The organism is Paraburkholderia sp. RL17-368-BIF-A, from assembly GCF_046054045.1.
Classification (GTDB): domain Bacteria; phylum Pseudomonadota; class Gammaproteobacteria; order Burkholderiales; family Burkholderiaceae; genus Paraburkholderia; species Paraburkholderia graminis.
The window spans coordinates 53,132-70,155 of record NZ_JARESN010000003.1 but is presented as its reverse complement, the minus strand read 5'-3'; the positions used below and the strand labels follow the sequence as shown (position 1 = coordinate 70,155).

Genomic DNA, 17,024 nt, shown 5'->3' with positions numbered 1-17,024 from the left:
GCTGTCGATCCGTTGCGGTCCGCGCTGTTACTTCGCTGCCGCAGCCGTGGTCGTGGCGGTGGCCGCGGTGCCGCTGGCGCCTGTCGCGGCGGCCGGCGCGGCTGCTTGCTGGGGTCCGTCGCCAGGCACCACGAGCCCGGTTTGCGTCGCGTCGAAACCGCCGCCGAGCGCCTTGACGAGACCGATCTGCAGATCGCGGCGGCGCATCTTCAACGTGGTCACGGTCTGTTCGGCGGCGAGGCGGTTCTGGTCCGCGGTCAGCACCTGCAATTGCGGCGACAACCCGGCCTTGTAGCGGATCACGGCGAGCTGATACGCCTTCGTGGATGCGTCGAGCGCGCGCTGTGCGTCGCCCGATTGCTGGTCGATCGAGCGGATCGACGAGACTTGCGTGGCCACATCCGACAAAGCATTGATCAGCGTCTGGTTGTAATTCGCGACGTCCAGGTCAAAGTCGGCGTAACGGCCCTTCAATTGCGAGCGCAGCGCGCCGGCGTCGAAGATCGGCAGGTGAACCGCCGGGCCGAACTGTATCTGCCGGCTGCCGGCCTTCAGGAAGCGGCCCCAGCCGAACGCGTCGAAGCCGAAAGCGGCGGCGAGATTCACATCGGGGAAAAACTCGGCCTTCGCTTCCTTCACGTCGTGCATCGCCGCCTCGACCTGCCAGCGTGCGGCGACGATGTCCGCGCGGCGCGCGACCAGGTCGGCCGGCAGATTGTCGGGCAGGGTGACCGCATTGCCGGCGCCGAGCACCGGTTGGGCGATCTGCAGGCCGCGGTCGGGCCCCTTGCCGAGCAGCGCGCCCAACTGATAGCGCACCACGGTGATCTGGCCGTCGAGGTCGGTCAGGTTCGACTGGCTCGTCGCGATATTGCCGGTCGCGGTCTGGCGTTCGACGTTCGTGTCGAGGCCCGCGGCGACGCGGCCGTTCGTGATCCGGCCGATTTCCTGGCGATTCTCGATCTCGCGCGCGGCGATGTCGCGCAACGCGTAGAGCTGCGCAAGCTGGTTATAGGTGCTCGCCACGGAGGCCGCGAGCGTCACGCGCGCCTGCTGCATGTCCGCCTGAGCCGCCTTTTCCTGCGACACCGCCTGGCCGAGCCGCTGACGGTTCTTGCCCCACAGGTCGAGATCCCACGAGGCGCTCGCCAGCACGTTGTTTTCGCTATACCAGGTGCCGCCGTACGGAGGCGGGTAGAGCGCGTTGCCGGAGAAGAGTTCGCGCGTCCACGAATAGCTGCCGTTGACCTTCGGATAGAGCGCCGAGCGCGAACTTTCGATATACGACGACGCCTTCGCGAGACGCGCCTGCGCCTGCGCGATCGACGGATTGCCTTCCAGCGCTTCGTCAATCAGCTTCGGCAACTGGGGATCGCCAAACTGGTTCGCCCACTCGAGCGACGGCCACTGGCCGCCCTGGCCCGTCAGACTCTGCGTGGACTCGTACTGCTCCGGCGACGAGATCTGCTTGTCGCTTTTGACACCGAAGTAGTTCGCGCACCCCGCGAGGGCGAGCGCTGCCACCGCGGCGGCGACAGCGGCCCGGCGCGGAAACGCGGGCGCGGACAGGGAAAGGGATTTCATCGCTCGACTCTTTGAGTGGAATGTAATGATGGACGCTGCAAGTAATTTTTAAGTCTTGTTGCCGGAGCTGCTTGCCGCATCGCGAGCAAATGCCGTGCATTCGCCGGAATTGATCAGGGCTCGCCGCAGCATGCTCTTTAAGAAGCCCACTTCTTCCGGGGTGAAACCGGAGAGCAGACTATCCAGCACGCTGGTGAAAATCTTCGGCATCTTCGCGGCGATTGCGTGGCCTTCGGGCGTCAGCGCGAGCCGCACGGCGCGCCGGTCTTCGCTGCTGCGCACCCGCGTCAGCAGGCCGCGCTTTTCCAGCCGGTCGATCAGCCGCGTGACGGCGCTTGCGTCGATGCCGTATTCGCGGGCCAGTTCGGCCGCCAGCACGCATTTGCCGCTCGCCACCATGAACAGGATGCTGCCCTGCTGGCTAGTGATGCCCAGTTCGGCCATGCTGCGCTGGGTGACCATGTTCGACATGGTCGACTTCACTCGCGCGAGCAGGTAGCCGACGCTTTCGCCAAGCTGATACTCGCTGATCTCCGGCGCGGGTGTTGAGGACGGCTCCGTCATGATTCTCGTGCGAATGCAATGGTTGACTATGCACGATTATAGGAGCCGGATGATTGACGCGGCAAGGGTTATTACAGCTTAGGCAAGGAATTTTCCGCACTCAAGAAGGAATCGGCGCGTTTTTGCGTAGGCGCAAATGAGGTGGTCTGTCAGTGTTGCGGGCTGCAAATGGCACGCCGCGGCGTCCGCTATCGGGGAATACCAGAAAGCGTCACTATCGCGTGCTATAATGTTGGGTTCCCAAAAGTGCGCTTTGGGCTTGTCGTAATTTTGTCCTCGTATTGCTCTGATAGAAGGGTAAGCGGCAGGGGTAAGCGGCATGAGCAAGCGGCGCACTCAACTGTCTCCAGGTTCCTATGACCCGCGCCCTACGCAACATCGCCATCATTGCCCACGTCGACCACGGCAAGACCACGCTCGTCGACCAGCTCCTCCGTCAGACCGCCACGTTCCGCGACAACCAGCAGGTTGCCGAGCGTGTGATGGACTCGAACGACATCGAAAAAGAACGTGGCATCACGATTCTTTCCAAGAACTGCGCCGTCGAATACGAAGGCACGCACATCAACATCGTCGACACGCCGGGACACGCCGACTTCGGCGGTGAAGTGGAGCGCGTGCTGTCGATGGTCGACTCCGTGCTGCTGCTCGTCGACGCCGTCGAAGGCCCGATGCCGCAAACGCGCTTCGTGACCAAGAAGGCGCTGGCGCTCGGCCTGAAGCCGATCGTCGTGATCAACAAGGTTGACCGTCCGGGCGCACGTATCGACTGGGTGATCAACCAGACGTTCGACCTGTTCGACAAGCTCGGCGCGACCGACGAGCAGCTCGATTTCCCGATCGTCTACGCGTCGGGCCTGAACGGCTATGCCGGCCTCACGCCGGACGTGCGCGAAGGCGACATGCGCCCGCTGTTCGAAGCCGTGCTCAAGCACGTGCCGGTGCGCGCAGCCGACCCGGAAGGCCCGCTGCAATTGCAGATCACGTCGCTCGACTACTCGTCGTACGTCGGCCGTATCGGCGTGGGCCGCATCACGCGTGGCCGCATCAAGCCGGGCATGGCCGTCGCCGTGCGTTCGGGTCCGGACGGCGCGATTCTGAACCGCAAGATCAACCAGGTGCTGTCGTTCAAGGGTCTCGAGCGCGTGCAGGTCGAGTCGGCGGAAGCGGGCGACATCGTGCTGATCAACGGTATCGAGGAAATCGGCATCGGCGTGACCATCTGCTCGCCGGAACAGCCGGAAGCGCTGCCCATGATCACCGTCGACGAACCGACGCTGACCATGAACTTCCTCGTCAATTCGTCGCCGCTGGCTGGCCGTGAAGGAAAGTTCGTCACGAGCCGTCAGATTCGCGACCGCCTGATGAAGGAACTGAACCACAACGTCGCGCTGCGCGTGAAAGAAACCGGCGACGAAACCACGTTCGAAGTGGCGGGCCGCGGCGAGCTGCACCTGACCATTCTCGTGGAAAACATGCGTCGCGAAGGCTATGAGCTGGCCGTGTCGCGTCCGCGCGTGGTGATGCAGGAAATCGACGGCGTGAAGCACGAGCCGTACGAAAACCTGACCGTCGACATGGAAGACGCGCACCAGGGCGGCGTGATGGAAGAGTTGGGCCGCCGCAAGGGCGAAATGCTCGACATGGCGTCGGACGGCCGTGGCCGCACGCGTCTCGAGTATCGTATTTCGGCGCGTGGCCTGATCGGCTTCCAGTCGGAATTCCTGACGCTCACGCGTGGTACGGGCCTGATGAGCCACACGTTCGACTCGTATCAGCCGGTCAAGGAAGGCGCGGTCGGCGAGCGCCGCAACGGCGTGCTGATTTCGCAGGACGACGGTGCCGCAGTCGCTTACGCGCTGTGGAAGCTGCAGGACCGCGGCCGTATGTTCGTGTCGCCGGGCGAGCCGCTGTATGAAGGCATGATCATCGGCATTCATAGCCGTGACAACGACCTGGTCGTGAACCCGATCAAGGGCAAGCAGCTCACCAACGTGCGTTCGTCGGGTACGGACGAAGCCGTGCGCCTCGTGCCGCCGATTCAGATGTCGCTGGAATACGCAGTCGAGTTTATCGACGACGACGAACTGGTCGAGGTCACGCCGCAATCCATCCGTCTGCGCAAGCGCTACCTGAAGGAACACGAGCGCCGCAGCGCAAGCCGTAAGGGCGCTGTGGACTAAGAGCAGCGCGCGCCGGTTACGGCGCCTTCGCTCTGGCTGCTGTTCAAAAGCCACCCGAAGCCTTCTTCGGGTGGCTTTTTGTTTTTGCCGCGCCGATAGCGTTATCAGCACTTACCGCCGGTTCGCACTTCGTTTATGCGCGTTTGTCTCCGTTAATCGCAGAAGACTGTTGCGTGCCGCGAAAATCGCCGCGAAGGCCCGTCGTTGCGGGCCCGGGCGGCAATCCGTCTGCTATCTGGACTATCGGTTCTGTGATATGCTCCCCGGGTGCAAGTTTTAGGTCCTTCCAAGCAAGACTTGATTCGCGCAATCCGCTAAACGGTCAGGCCGTGTCGCGGAAGGTTCTGTAACCCGCTATTTCTCGAGAAACTCGAAGAAAGGTGAGCGTAAAAATGATGAAGCAATTCCAGTCGAACTCTTATCTGTTCGGCGGCAATGCTCCGTACGTAGAAGAAATGTACGAAGCATATCTCGACAATCCGGCGTCAGTGCCCGAGAACTGGCGCAGCTATTTCGACGCGTTGCAGAATGTTCCTGCATCGGACGGCAGCAATGCCAACGACGTGGCCCACGGCCCGATCGTCGAATCGTTTGCGCAACGGGCCAAGGCCAATGCCTTCATCCCGCGCACCGCACCCGGCGGCGAAGACCTCGCTACCGCGCGAAAGCAAGTCTATGTGCAGTCCCTCATCGGCGCATATCGCTTCCTCGGCTCGCAATGGGCCAATCTCGATCCCCTGAAGCGCCGCGAACGTCCCGCAATCCCCGAACTCGAACCCGCGTTCTACGACTTCACCGAAGCCGACATGGACCAGGAGTTCAGCGCCACGAATCTGTATTTCGGATTCGAGCGCGCGTCGCTGCGTGAGATCGTCAAGGCACTGCGCGACACGTATTGCGGCACGATCGGCGCCGAGTACATGTACATCAGCGATCCGGAACAGAAGCGCTGGTGGAAGGAAAAGCTGGAGTCGATCCGCTCCACGCCGAACTTCTCGAACGAGAAGAAGAAGCACATCCTGAATCGCCTGACGGCCGCTGAAGGCCTCGAGCGCTTCCTGCACACCAAATACGTCGGCCAGAAGCGCTTTTCGCTGGAAGGCGGCGAGAGCTTCATCGCGTCGATGGACGAAGTCGTGCGTCACGGCGGTGCTCGCGGCGTGCAGGAAATCGTCATCGGCATGGCTCACCGTGGCCGTCTGAACGTGCTGGTCAATACGCTCGGCAAGATGCCGGCTGACCTGTTCGCCGAATTCGAAGGCAAGCACGTCGACGACCTGCCGGCCGGCGACGTCAAGTACCACAAGGGTTTCTCGTCGGACGTCTCGACCGAAGGCGGCCCGGTTCACCTGTCGCTCGCGTTCAACCCGTCGCACCTCGAAATCGTCAACCCGGTGGTCGAAGGTTCGGCGAAGGCGCGTATGGACCGTCGCGGCGACGACAGCGGCCTGCAAGTGCTGCCGGTGCAGATCCACGGCGACGCGGCTTTTGCCGGCCAGGGCGTCGTGATGGAAACGCTGAACCTCGCGCAAACGCGCGGTTACGGCACGCACGGCACGCTGCACATCGTCATCAACAACCAGATCGGTTTCACGACGTCGGACCCGCGCGATTCGCGCTCCACGTTGTACTGCTCGGACGTCGTCAAGATGATCGAGGCGCCGGTGCTGCACGTGAACGGCGACGATCCGGAAGCGGTCGTTCTGGCCACGCAACTGGCTATCGACTTCCGCATGCAGTTCCACAAGGATGTCGTGGTCGACATCGTGTGTTTCCGCAAGCTGGGTCACAACGAGCAGGACACGCCGGCTGTCACGCAGCCGCTGATGTACAAGACCATCGCCAAGCATCCGGGCACCCGCGCGCTGTACGCGGAAAAGCTGGTGCAGCAAGGCGTGATCACGGCAGAAGAAGGCGAGGAATTCGTCAAGGCGTACCGCAAGGCGATGGACGAAGGCCATCACACGGTCGATCCGGTGCTCTCGAACTACAAGAGCAAGTACGCGGTCGACTGGGTGCCGTTCCTGAACCGCAAGTGGACCGACGCAGCCGACACGGCAGTCCCGCTCGCGGAACTGAAGCGCCTCGCCGAGCGCATCACCACGATTCCGGAAAACTTCAAGGTTCACCCGCTGGTCGAGCGCGTCATCAACGACCGTCGCGCGATGGGCCGTGGCGAAGCGAAGCTCGACTGGGGCATGGGCGAGCATCTCGCGTTCGCGTCGCTGGTCGCATCGGGTTATGCCGTGCGTCTGACGGGTCAGGATTCGGGCCGCGGCACGTTCACGCACCGTCACGCGGTGCTGCACGACCAGAACCGCGAGCGCTGGAACGACGGCACGTACGTGCCGCTGCAGAACATCGCCGAAGGTCAGGCGAAGTTCACGGTGATCGACTCGGTGCTGTCGGAAGAAGCGGTGCTCGGCTTCGAATACGGTTACTCGACCGCTGAACCGAACACGTTCGTCGCGTGGGAAGCGCAGTTCGGCGACTTCGTGAACGGCGCGCAAGTCGTGATCGACCAGTTCATCTCGTCGGGCGAAGTGAAGTGGGGCCGCGTGTCGGGTCTCACCATGCTGCTGCCGCACGGCTACGAAGGCCAGGGTCCGGAGCACTCGTCGGCGCGTATCGAGCGTTTCCTGCAACTGTGCGCAGACCACAACATGCAGGTCGTTCAGCCGACCACGCCGGCGCAGATTTTCCACCTGCTGCGCCGTCAGATGATCCGCCTGTTCCGCAAGCCGCTGATCGTCGCCACGCCGAAATCGCTGCTGCGTCACAAGGAAGCGGTGTCGGACCTGTCGGAACTCGCGAAGGGTTCGTTCCAGCCGGTTATCGGCGAAGTGGACGACACCATCGACGCGAAGAAGGTCAAGCGCGTGCTGGCGTGCTCGGGCCGCGTGTACTACGACCTCGTCGCGCATCGCCGCGAAGCGAAGGCAAACGACGTCGCGATCATCCGTATCGAACAGCTCTATCCGTTCGCGCACAAGCAGTTCGAAACGGAAATGAAGAAGTACGACAACGCGACGGAAGTGGTGTGGGTCCAGGACGAGCCGCAGAATCAGGGCCCGTGGTTCTACATCGAGCATCACCTGAAGGAAGGCATGAAGGAAGGACAGAAGCTGGCATACAGCGGCCGTCCGGCTTCGGCTTCGCCGGCAGTGGGCTACTACGCGAAGCACTACGAGCAGCAGAAGGCGCTGGTCGAAGGCGCTTTCGGCCGCCTCAAGAGCGCGTCGATCGCTAAATAAAGAGAACAGACGAACCGGGAAAGCGCAGCGCGCTTTCCCGTGCCGCGTTCTGCAACCCATCAAGGTTGAAGCGCGGCACGCAGGGTTCGCAGGCGGTCGTCGTTCACCGCGCCGTCACCCGATACGTATTCAGGATATTCATAATGGCTATTGTTGAAGTCAAGGTTCCCCAGCTGTCCGAGTCGGTCTCGGAAGCCACCATGCTGCAGTGGAAGAAGAAGCCCGGCGAGGCTGTGGCGCAAGACGAAATTCTCATCGAAATCGAGACCGACAAGGTCGTGCTCGAAGTGCCGGCACCCTCGGCCGGCGTGCTCGCGCAAGTCATCGCGAACGACGGCGACACCGTCACGGCCGATCAGGTCATCGCCAAGATCGACACCGAAGGCAAGGCTGGCGCCGCTGCCGTCGAAGCCGAAGTGAAGCCGGCTCCCGAAGCATCGCCGGCTCCGGCTCCTGCTGCCGCACCGGCCGCGCAAGCCGCATCCGCAACGGGTGCGAACACCGCTGCTTCGCCGGCTGCCGGCAAGCTGATGGCGGAGAAGGGCCTGTCTTCGGGCGACGTCGCCGGCACGGGCCGCGACGGCCGCATCACCAAGGGCGACGTGCTGACGGCAGGCGCACCCGCCGCCAAGGCCGCTGCACCGGCACCGGCTGCCGCACCGAAGGCCGCCAAGCCGTCGCTGCCGGACGTGAAGGCGCCGGCATCGGCTGATCAATGGCTGAAGGACCGCCCGGAACAACGCGTGCCGATGTCGCGTCTGCGCGCGCGTATCGCCGAGCGTCTGCTCGAGTCGCAGCAAACCAACGCGATCCTGACCACGTTCAACGAAGTGAACATGGCGCCGGTGATGGATCTGCGCAACAAGTACAAGGACAAGTTCGAGAAGGAACATGGCGTGAAGCTCGGCTTCATGTCGTTCTTCGTGAAGGCGGCTGTTCACGCGCTGAAGAAGTTCCCGCTGGTGAACGCGTCCATCGACGGTAACGACATCGTCTATCACGGCTACTTCGACATCGGTATCGCTGTCGGTTCGCCGCGCGGTCTGGTGGTGCCGATCCTGCGCAATGCAGATCAGCTGAGCCTCGCCGACATCGAGAAGAAGATCGCCGAGTTCGGTCAGAAGGCGAAAGACGGCAAGCTGTCCATCGACGAAATGACGGGCGGTACGTTCTCCATCTCGAACGGCGGCGTGTTCGGCTCGATGCTGTCGACGCCGATCATCAACCCGCCGCAGTCCGCGATTCTCGGCGTGCACGCCACGAAGGAACGCGCCGTGGTCGAGAACGGCCAGATCGTGATCCGCCCGATGAACTATCTGGCGCTGTCGTACGACCACCGGATCATCGACGGCCGCGAAGCGGTGCTGTCGCTGGTTGCCATGAAGGACGCGCTCGAAGATCCGGCGCGTCTGCTGCTCGACCTGTAAACAACGGTCCGACCGGAGCCGGCTTGTAAAACACGCAAGCCGGCTCCAGATGAGCAATACGTCTTTCGCATTCCGCAGTACTGGAACGAGCCGCGCCACCAAGTGTGGCCAATAAGCTTGGCCAATAAGCGTGGCCGCGCCGTTCCGTCATCAAAAGGATTGTCATGTCCAAAGAATTTGACGTCGTCGTGATCGGCGCCGGCCCTGGCGGTTATATCGCCGCGATCCGCGCAGCGCAGCTCGGCAAGACTGTCGCATGTATCGAAAAATGGAAGAACCCGGCCGGCGCGCTGAAGCTCGGCGGCACCTGCCTGAACGTGGGCTGCATTCCGTCGAAGGCGCTGCTCGCGTCGTCGGAAGAATTTGAAAACGCATCGCATCACCTCGCGGACCACGGCATTTCCGTGGAAAACGTGAAGGTCGACATCTCGAAGATGATGGCCCGCAAAGACGGCATCGTCGACAAGATGACGAAGGGCATCGAATTCCTGTTCCGCAAGAACAAGATCACGTGGCTCAAGGGCCACGGCAAGTTCACCGGCAGGACGGACGCCGGCGTGCAGATCGAAGTGAGCGGCGAAGGCGAAGCCGAAGTGGTCACGGCGAAGAACGTGATCATCGCGACGGGTTCGAAGGCGCGCCATCTGCCGAACATTCCGGTCGACAACAAGATCGTCGCCGACAACGAAGGCGCGCTCGCTTTCGACTCGGCTCCGAAGAAGCTCGCCGTGATCGGCGCAGGCGTGATCGGCCTGGAACTCGGCTCGGTGTGGCGTCGTCTGGGCGCGGAAGTGACCGTGCTCGAAGCGCTGCCGGAATTCCTCGGCGCGGCTGACCAGGCTTTGGCGAAAGAAGCGGCCAAGCAGTTCAAGAAGCAGGGCCTCGACATTCACGTCGGCGTGAAGGTCGGCGAAGTCACGACCACTGAGAACAGCGTCACGATCAACTACACGGACAAGGACGGCAACGCGCAGAAGCTCGAAGCGGACCGCCTGATCGTGTCGATCGGCCGCGTGCCGAATACGGACAACCTCGGTCTCGAAGCAATCGGTCTGAAGGCGAACGAGCGCGGCTTTATCGACGTGGACGATCATTGCGCGACGGCCGTGCCGAACGTGTACGCGATCGGCGACGTGGTGCGTGGCCCGATGCTCGCGCACAAGGCTGAGGACGAAGGCGTGCTGGTGGCCGAGATCATCGACGGTCAGAAGCCGCATATCGACTACAACTGCATCCCGTGGGTGATCTACACCGAGCCGGAAATCGCGTGGGTCGGCAAGACCGAGCAGCAACTGAAGGCGGAAGGCCGCGAGATCAAGACCGGCCAGTTCCCGTTCATGGCGAACGGCCGCGCGCTCGGCATCAACAAGGCGGATGGCTTCGTCAAGATGATCGCCGACGCAAAGACCGACGAACTGCTCGGCGTGCACATCATCTCGGCGAACGCATCGGATCTGATCGCAGAAGCCGTGGTGGCGATGGAGTTCAAGGCGGCATCGGAAGACATCGGCCGCATTTGCCATCCGCACCCGTCGCTGTCGGAAGTCATGCGTGAAGCGGCGCTCGCCGTGGACAAGCGCGCGCTGAACATGTAAACGCGCACGCCTGACTGAACGCAACTTCGGCATTTCTGGCATCACAAGGCGGGCGGGTTCAATCCCTCCCGCCTTTCTTTTTGCAGCAACACTTTTGCAGCAACACAATGAACGTCACCGAATACTACGAGAAAGAACTGCAGACGCGGGGTTATCAATCCGATCCGGCGCAACGCGCGGCGGTGGACCGTCTGCAGCGGTGCTACGAAGAGTGGGTCGAGTACAAGTCGCGCCGCTCGAATGCGTTCAAGAAGCTGATCAATCATCCGGAGCAGCCGCGCGGCGTGTACATGTGGGGCGGCGTAGGGCGCGGCAAGAGCTTTCTGATGGACAGCTTCTACATGATCGTGCCGGTGCAGCGCAAAACGCGGCTGCATTTTCACGAGTTCATGCGCGAGGTGCATCGCGAGCTCGAAGAACTGAAAGGGCAGGCCGACCCGCTCGATGAACTCGCGCGGCGCGTCTCGAAGCGTTATCGGCTGATCTGTTTCGACGAGTTTCATGTGTCCGACATTGCCGACGCGATGATTCTTTATCGCCTGCTCGACAAGCTGTTCGAGAACGGCGTGCAGTTCGTGATGACGTCCAACTACGATCCCGACACGCTGTACCCGGACGGCCTGCATCGCGACCGGATGCTGCCGGCGATTGAGTTGATCAAGCAGAAGCTCGACGTGATCAACGTCGACGCGGGCATCGACTATCGGCAACGCACGCTGGCGCAGGTCGAGGTGTATCACACGCCGCTCGGCGCGGCCGCCGACAAGTCGTTGCGCGACGCGTTCGCGCGCCTCGCCGCGGTGCCCGACGAAAGCCCGATCCTGCACATCGAAAAGCGCGAGTTGAAGGCGCTGCGCAAGGCGGACGGCGTCGTCTGGTTCGACTTCGCGACGTTGTGCGGCGGTCCGCGCTCGCAGAACGACTACCTGGAACTGGCGAGCCGTTTTCACGCGGTGATTCTGTCCGCGGTCCCGCAGATGTCGGCGCGCATGGCGTCCGAAGCGCGCCGCTTCACGTGGCTCATCGACGTGTTCTACGACCACAAGGTGAAGCTGCTGATGTCGGCCGCAGTGCCGCCCGAGCAGCTTTACGTGGACGGCCCGATGGCCAACGAATTCACACGCACGGTGTCGCGCATCGTCGAAATGCAGAGCAAGGAGTATCTCGATGCGCCGCGGCGGATCGTCGATACGTCGCTGACTTGAAGCACCGCGCCGCGGCGAGCGCGTTCGCAAGCTGCCGGGTGTGCTTTTGCGATAGGTCACATCGCCTGCGCCTAGCGGCCTAGGCCTAACGGCGTATTTTCAAGATTCGGATTGCTCCGATGTTTTGCCTTCGGGTGACTGGCTATCTTTGTCGGGTATCTGACAAAGGAGAAACCATGAATCCCTATCGCGACATCAACGACGAAGAATGGCAGCGCATCGCGCCGTTGCTGCCCGAACTGCGTCCGCGCTCCGAATTGCGCGGCCGCCCGCTGGCCAACACCCGGTCGGTGCTCAACGGCGTGCTGTGGGTGATGTACAGCGGCGCTACCTGGTCGGCCATGCCGCGCAAGTACCCGTCGTATCAAACCTGTCATCGCCGCTTCAAGGCGTGGTATCAGTCCGGCGTGCTCAAGCGCGTCATGGAACAGTTGTTCGGCGCCGCCAGCGAAGAACTGTGCGCAATGATGGAAGCACGCATGCGCACGCATCTGAGCGCGGAAAAGAAAAACGTCGCTGCAGCGCAGAAAGCGCCGGCTCCGGTGGCCCCTGCGGTATATACCCCGCCGCCGGTCAATCCGTTGCCGTCGTCTCCGTTTGCTTTCACGTCGCCCTTCAAACACGCTGCATGACGATTCAAATCACGCGACATCACGTAGAAAAAACGGCCGAACGATCATCTCGTCGGCCGTTTTCTTTTTTCGCTCGCGCGCCGGGTTAGCGCGTCTTCGCTACTGCTGACGAACCCACGTTTGCGAGCGCCCGAGCAACGACACGCCAATATACCCGCGCACCACCAGCTTGTTCCCGCCGTCTTCCAGGTGCATCTTGCACTTGTAGAGCTTGCCGTTTTCCGGGTCGAGAATCTGCCCGTGATCCCAGGCATCGCCGTCTTTTTTCATGTCATCGATGATCGTCATGCCGAGAATCGGCTGATCCTTGCGCGCATCGGTGCAGGCGGTACAACGGCGATCGGGTTGGTCGTTCGGACCGAGTCCTTTAATCACCTTGCCGCTCAGCGTGCCGTTGCCGCTGTCGACGATCTGCACGAGCGCCTTCGGTTGGCCGGTGTGATCGTCGATGGTCTGCCAGGTGCCCACAGGCGTGTCGGCTTGCGCCATCGCGGTGACGGCGCTCGCGAGCAGCACGCCGGCGAGCGCAGCCTGTTTCGCTGTACGAAGCGCGATCGCGCGGGCACGTTGGGTGAACTGCATCATTGTCTTCCTCCTTGATAAAAGACGGCGCGATCGTGGTCGCGCAGCGTTATTGGCATCGCGTGAGGCGCGAGCCGCGTGATGCCCTTCAGGTCTCCCGACGCGCGCCGCACACGGGGTTCGGCTGGCGGCTCTGGGGCGGCCGCTTGATGCGATCGATGCAGAATACGTGATGTGCGCGCGAAAGTGCGCGCACGCTTTGATAGTGGAACCTCTAATCGGAGCAGGGCACTCGCCGCTCAATTGAGCTGATACGAGAACGTCGCGTTGATACGCGGACTGCGCGACGCGCTTTCCACTGGAGCATCGCCGACCGCCTTCGCCACGGAAAGATCGAGGCTGTAATACTTCGCGTCGCTGAGGCGAAAGCCGAACGCAATCGACGCAAGCCGCGACGGCGACGGCGTGCCCGCGTGCAGATAGACGCGCGCCATGTCGAACGAAACGTAGGGCGTGAACGTGCGCAGATAAGTGAAGCCCGGCGTGAACGCACGGTTGATCTCGAACATGGCGCCCCAACCCGAATCGCCCGACGCTTCGCCCGGCTGATAGCCCTGCGCAAAACGCTGCGCGCCGAAGGCGATCTGCTCGGACGTGGGCAGCGACACCGCACTGTACTGCCCCGTCAGCGAAATCGCCGTGCCGATCTTGAGCGGCCACTCGTTGGTTTGCGAAAAGCTCGCACCTGTGCGCACGAAATTGATCGAAGCTGGATTGTTGATGCTGGTGCCGGGCACGTTCGAATCGCCCGATTTCGACGCGCCGAGAATGTCGAATGCCTTCGCCACATTGATGCTCGCGCGGCGCACCTGGCCGGTTCCGACGCTCGCGTAATCGGCTTGCAACTGCATTACGCGCACTTGCGAGCGCAGACCGATCTGCGCGCCGTTCACCTGATTGTGATAGCGGTCCTCGTTGCGCGACGCGTAGACGGAAGCCGTGCCGATCACGCTTTGCGTATTGCTCAGCAGAAGCGGATACGCGAGCGAGCCGCCGATCTTGTCGTTGATGACCGTCCGCTCCACATACGACGGCAAACCCGGATTGTTGACCGGATTGCCGCGATAGTGCGACGCGTCGAGCTTCGAAATCAGGCCGTTGCTGCCGATCGGCACCGTGGCATGCGCGGCCAGATAGGTGACGTTGTCGCGGCCTTTCGGCAGCAGCGCCGACACGCTCAGTTGCTCGCCGAGCGCGGTGAGGCCGTTCTCGGTCGCGGTCAGCAGACCTTGCACGCCGGGATGATTGAAGTCGATGCCCGTACTGACGTCGAAAGGCTTTCGCTCCACGTTGAGTTCGAGCGTGGTCGCGCCGTCGGTGTTCTGCGGCGGCGGCACGTTGGCCGCGACCTTCACGCCGGGCAACAGCCCGAGCACGTTGATGTAGCGCTCGAAGGTCGCGCGCCGCAGCGGCCGGTCGGCTGTGATGCGATTGGCGATCGCGCGAATCCGGTCTTCCACGGCGCCGGCCTTGCCGGTCACCTTGACCGCGGACACGTAGCCTTCCACGACGGTCACGCGCACGACGCCGTCGTCGAATGTCTGCGCGGGGATGAATGCGAACGAGAGCGCGAAGCCGCGGTCCTGGTAGAGCTTCGTCACGCCATTGGCCACCTGGATCAGATCGCCGATGGTCGTGTCCTTGCCGACGAGCGGCGTGAAGCGCTGCGCGACGTCGTCGAACGGAATGGACTTGACGCCTTCGACCTGCACGCGCGTCGGCGTGAGATGGCGCGCGAGCAGTTCCTGGAGTTGAGGCGCCTGGGGCGCGACCTGCACGGTCACGTTCGGGCCTTTGTCGGGCGCCTTGATCTGGGGGAGGGAGTCGAGCGGATTGCCGCCCAGCGGATTGCCGCCCAGCGTACTACCGCCTGCCGTCGGTGCCGGGCGCGATTGCGCGTGCGCCGGTGCTTGCCATGCACTCGCGGCGAGCGCCGCAAGCACGAAGGTCCAGGTGCTGCCGTACCCGAGTTTCATCGGATTGTCCTCGTATGCCATCTTGTTTTACGGGCGCCTGTCGATGCGCGGCATGGCCTTGCCGCCTGACGGCGCCCGCTTATGTATGGCCGGACGAACTTTGCCGTCCCACCACGTATTACGTCATGCAGTGCGCGAAGCTTGAATGCAGCGCCCGTCGCGCGGAGTGTCGCGGGCATCGACGGCGAGCCTCGCAGCCGCGCAATCGAAGCGTGTTCGTTTCAGCAGGCGTCGCGCGATGAGTCTCACTGTCTTTGCGAGCGGCATCGGCGGGAACCGTGAAGTGTCCCAGCCGATGCCACGCGCGCCGCATCCGCGCATCAGCACCGCTTATGCGGACTACTTACGATTAACCGGCAGGAGGCCGCCGACCAGCGTCGTCAGCCCGCTCGCCGGATTGCCCGATGCGCCAGCGGAACCGCCGGAAGCCGTCGAGCCCGCCGCGCCGCTCAATGTGCCGGTAAGTTGCCCGACGAGAACCGTCACGGGCCCGAGCGCTTGAGCGCCGCCGCCGGCACCGCTTGTCGTACCGCCCGCTGCGCCGCCTGCAATGCCGGACAGCGCGCCGCCCAGCGACTGCAGCGACGCAAGCGGGCTCGCTGCGCTGCCCGTGCCGCCGAGCGCCGATGTCAGCGAGCCGAGCGGTGCGCCGCTCAGGCCGGAGCCGAGACCGGCGAGAGGCGTGCCGCCGAGCAGCGTCGACACGGAGCCGAGCGGATTGCCGCCCAGACCGAGACTGGCCAGCACGCTTTGCAGCGGGCTCAACGGGCTGCTGTTCGACGGCGGTCCGTTGGCCACGCTCAGATTCGTGTTGCCGACGAGGCTCGTAATCAGGCCGGGAATCGGCAGTGCGCCGTTCGGGCCGTTCGGATTGACGAGACCGCCGGCGTTCGTCACCGTGTTGCCGAGCGAGGCGACGAGCGCGCCCGCATCCGCGCCGACCGGATTGCCGCTCGCCGCGCCGACCTGCGAGCCGGCGGAGCTGAGCGCGCCGCCCACCTGAGCCAGCAGACCGCCGACCGGCGCGCCCAATCCCGTCTGCGTGCCGACCGCCTGGGTGACGAGACCCGCGGTTGTGACGATCGGCGTGATCGCGGTGCTGAGCGGCTGCGTGACCTGCTGGACGGGCACGGAGCCAAGCGTATTGCCGAGCGTCGCGCCGCCTGCGTTGAGCGCCGTTGCGGTGGTCGAGAGCGCGCCGGCCAGCGGCGTCGTCACCGGCGACAGCGGCGCGAGATTACCGCTGCCCAGGCCGTCGACGGCGGTGCTCAGTCCTTGCACGACACCGCTCGTCGAACTCACCACGGAGCCGAGGCCCGCGACGGTCGTGCCGACCGGGTTCGGCGTCGCGCCGATCTGGCCGACGCCGCTCGTCACCGCATTGGCAAGCGAGTTCAGCGTGGCGCTCGTGCCCGACACGGCGTTGCCGAGGCCTTGCGTGACTTGCGGGCTGAGGCCGGGAATCGTCTGCGCCGCGATCAACGCGCCCAGGTCGTTGGTCGTCTTGGCCGCGCCGGTAACGGCGCCGGAAGTCCCGGTCGTGGTCGTCGTGGTGCCACCGCCGCCGGTCGATCCCGAGCCGCCGCCGGTGCCGGTGCTCGCTGTCGGCGGCGAGTTGACGGTGCTGCCGCCGCACGCGGCGAGCAGGCCGGCGACGGCCACCGCGATCAACGGAGTGCGCAGCGACAGAAAGGCGCTCGCGGCGGGGCGGCGGTTAAACAGGCGGTGCGTGGACATGTGTGCTCCTCAATGCCTTTTCTGGCGATCGTGTTTGCTGCTGGAACGTGCCGTTTGTGTGGTGGGTGGCGGCGCGTGGTGTTTAAGGCCGGGTTCGAAGCCGTGTTCGAAGCTGCATTCGAAGCCGTGTGTCGAGCCCGGTTGGAAGCGTGCTCAAAGCCGTATCTGAAGCCGTGTTCGACGCTGTGCCCAAATCCGTGGAACTGCATTCAAAGCAGGCGCGAAGGCCGCCGTTGAACATCGCTGTCCGTGCCGCAGGCGAGCTTGTGCGGATGTGAGTCGATT

11 protein-coding genes are annotated in these 17,024 nt (G+C 63.5%); 6 read left to right on the top strand and 5 right to left on the bottom strand.

Features of this window, described 5'->3' with window-relative positions:
* Positions 1 to 27: 27 nt before the first annotated feature.
* Positions 28 to 1,584: an efflux transporter outer membrane subunit gene (locus P0D87_RS06280; RefSeq protein WP_053858232.1), complete on the bottom strand. Its 1,557-nt coding sequence runs from the start codon at positions 1,582 to 1,584 to the stop codon at positions 28 to 30.
* Between the two features lie 48 nt (positions 1,585 to 1,632).
* Positions 1,633 to 2,148, bottom strand: a complete 516-nt coding sequence (locus tag P0D87_RS06275) for a MarR family winged helix-turn-helix transcriptional regulator (protein ID WP_006050942.1) — start codon at positions 2,146 to 2,148, stop codon at positions 1,633 to 1,635.
* A 356-nt stretch (positions 2,149 to 2,504) separates the two neighbouring features.
* On the opposite strand from P0D87_RS06275, the gene typA reads away from it, so the two are divergent.
* The 6 genes from typA to P0D87_RS06245 all read left to right on the top strand — a co-directional run bounded on the left by typA (position 2,505) and on the right by P0D87_RS06245 (position 12,444).
* Complete coding sequence (gene typA, locus P0D87_RS06270) at positions 2,505 to 4,331, top strand: translational GTPase TypA (protein WP_053858231.1); 1,827 nt, start codon at positions 2,505 to 2,507, stop codon at positions 4,329 to 4,331.
* Between the two features lie 392 nt (positions 4,332 to 4,723).
* Positions 4,724 to 7,585, top strand: a complete 2,862-nt coding sequence (locus P0D87_RS06265) for a 2-oxoglutarate dehydrogenase E1 component (protein ID WP_006050940.1) — start codon at positions 4,724 to 4,726, stop codon at positions 7,583 to 7,585.
* A gap of 143 nt (positions 7,586 to 7,728) precedes the next feature.
* Positions 7,729 to 9,012: a 2-oxoglutarate dehydrogenase complex dihydrolipoyllysine-residue succinyltransferase gene (gene odhB, locus P0D87_RS06260; RefSeq protein ID WP_029971603.1), complete on the top strand. Its 1,284-nt coding sequence runs from the start codon at positions 7,729 to 7,731 to the stop codon at positions 9,010 to 9,012.
* A gap of 164 nt (positions 9,013 to 9,176) precedes the next feature.
* Entirely contained in the window at positions 9,177 to 10,607 is a 1,431-nt protein-coding gene (lpdA, locus tag P0D87_RS06255; protein WP_053858230.1) for a dihydrolipoyl dehydrogenase, read from the top strand.
* A 107-nt stretch (positions 10,608 to 10,714) separates the two neighbouring features.
* Complete coding sequence (zapE, locus tag P0D87_RS06250) at positions 10,715 to 11,812, top strand: cell division protein ZapE (RefSeq protein WP_006053265.1); 1,098 nt, start codon at positions 10,715 to 10,717, stop codon at positions 11,810 to 11,812.
* Between the two features lie 176 nt (positions 11,813 to 11,988).
* Positions 11,989 to 12,444 (top strand): transposase, encoded by a 456-nt coding sequence (locus P0D87_RS06245; RefSeq protein WP_006053264.1) that lies wholly within the window; start codon positions 11,989 to 11,991, stop codon positions 12,442 to 12,444.
* 99 nt (positions 12,445 to 12,543) lie between these two features.
* On the opposite strand, the gene P0D87_RS06240 is transcribed toward P0D87_RS06245, so the two are convergent.
* The 3 genes from P0D87_RS06240 to P0D87_RS06230 all read right to left on the bottom strand — a co-directional run bounded on the left by P0D87_RS06240 (position 12,544) and on the right by P0D87_RS06230 (position 16,739).
* Positions 12,544 to 13,029 carry a DUF2147 domain-containing protein gene (locus P0D87_RS06240; RefSeq protein WP_029971605.1) on the bottom strand — a complete coding sequence of 162 codons (486 nt, stop codon included), beginning with the start codon at positions 13,027 to 13,029 and terminating at the stop codon, positions 12,544 to 12,546.
* Between the two features lie 236 nt (positions 13,030 to 13,265).
* Positions 13,266 to 15,002, bottom strand: coding sequence for a ShlB/FhaC/HecB family hemolysin secretion/activation protein (locus tag P0D87_RS06235; protein WP_053859043.1), 1,737 nt, complete (start codon positions 15,000 to 15,002; stop codon positions 13,266 to 13,268).
* A gap of 339 nt (positions 15,003 to 15,341) precedes the next feature.
* Positions 15,342 to 16,739 carry a collagen-like triple helix repeat-containing protein gene (locus P0D87_RS06230; RefSeq protein WP_053858228.1) on the bottom strand — a complete coding sequence of 466 codons (1,398 nt, stop codon included), beginning with the start codon at positions 16,737 to 16,739 and terminating at the stop codon, positions 15,342 to 15,344.
* Between the last annotated feature and the right edge of the window lie 285 nt (positions 16,740 to 17,024).

Excerpts from the sequence above, each read along its gene's own strand:
- P0D87_RS06275 (WP_006050942.1), bottom strand. The coding sequence starts at position 2,148 with ATGACGGAGCCGTCCTCAACACCCGCGCCGGAGATCAGCGAGTATCAG.
- zapE (WP_006053265.1), top strand. The coding sequence starts at position 10,715 with ATGAACGTCACCGAATACTACGAGAAAGAACTGCAGACGCGGGGTTAT.
- P0D87_RS06235 (WP_053859043.1), bottom strand. The coding sequence starts at position 15,002 with ATGAAACTCGGGTACGGCAGCACCTGGACCTTCGTGCTTGCGGCGCTC.
- typA (WP_053858231.1), top strand. The coding sequence starts at position 2,505 with ATGACCCGCGCCCTACGCAACATCGCCATCATTGCCCACGTCGACCAC.
- P0D87_RS06265 (WP_006050940.1), top strand. The coding sequence starts at position 4,724 with ATGATGAAGCAATTCCAGTCGAACTCTTATCTGTTCGGCGGCAATGCT.
- lpdA (WP_053858230.1), top strand. The coding sequence starts at position 9,177 with ATGTCCAAAGAATTTGACGTCGTCGTGATCGGCGCCGGCCCTGGCGGT.
- P0D87_RS06280 (WP_053858232.1), bottom strand. The coding sequence starts at position 1,584 with ATGAAATCCCTTTCCCTGTCCGCGCCCGCGTTTCCGCGCCGGGCCGCT.
- odhB (WP_029971603.1), top strand. The coding sequence starts at position 7,729 with ATGGCTATTGTTGAAGTCAAGGTTCCCCAGCTGTCCGAGTCGGTCTCG.
- P0D87_RS06230 (WP_053858228.1), bottom strand. The coding sequence starts at position 16,739 with ATGTCCACGCACCGCCTGTTTAACCGCCGCCCCGCCGCGAGCGCCTTT.
- P0D87_RS06240 (WP_029971605.1), bottom strand. The coding sequence starts at position 13,029 with ATGATGCAGTTCACCCAACGTGCCCGCGCGATCGCGCTTCGTACAGCG.
- P0D87_RS06245 (WP_006053264.1), top strand. The coding sequence starts at position 11,989 with ATGAATCCCTATCGCGACATCAACGACGAAGAATGGCAGCGCATCGCG.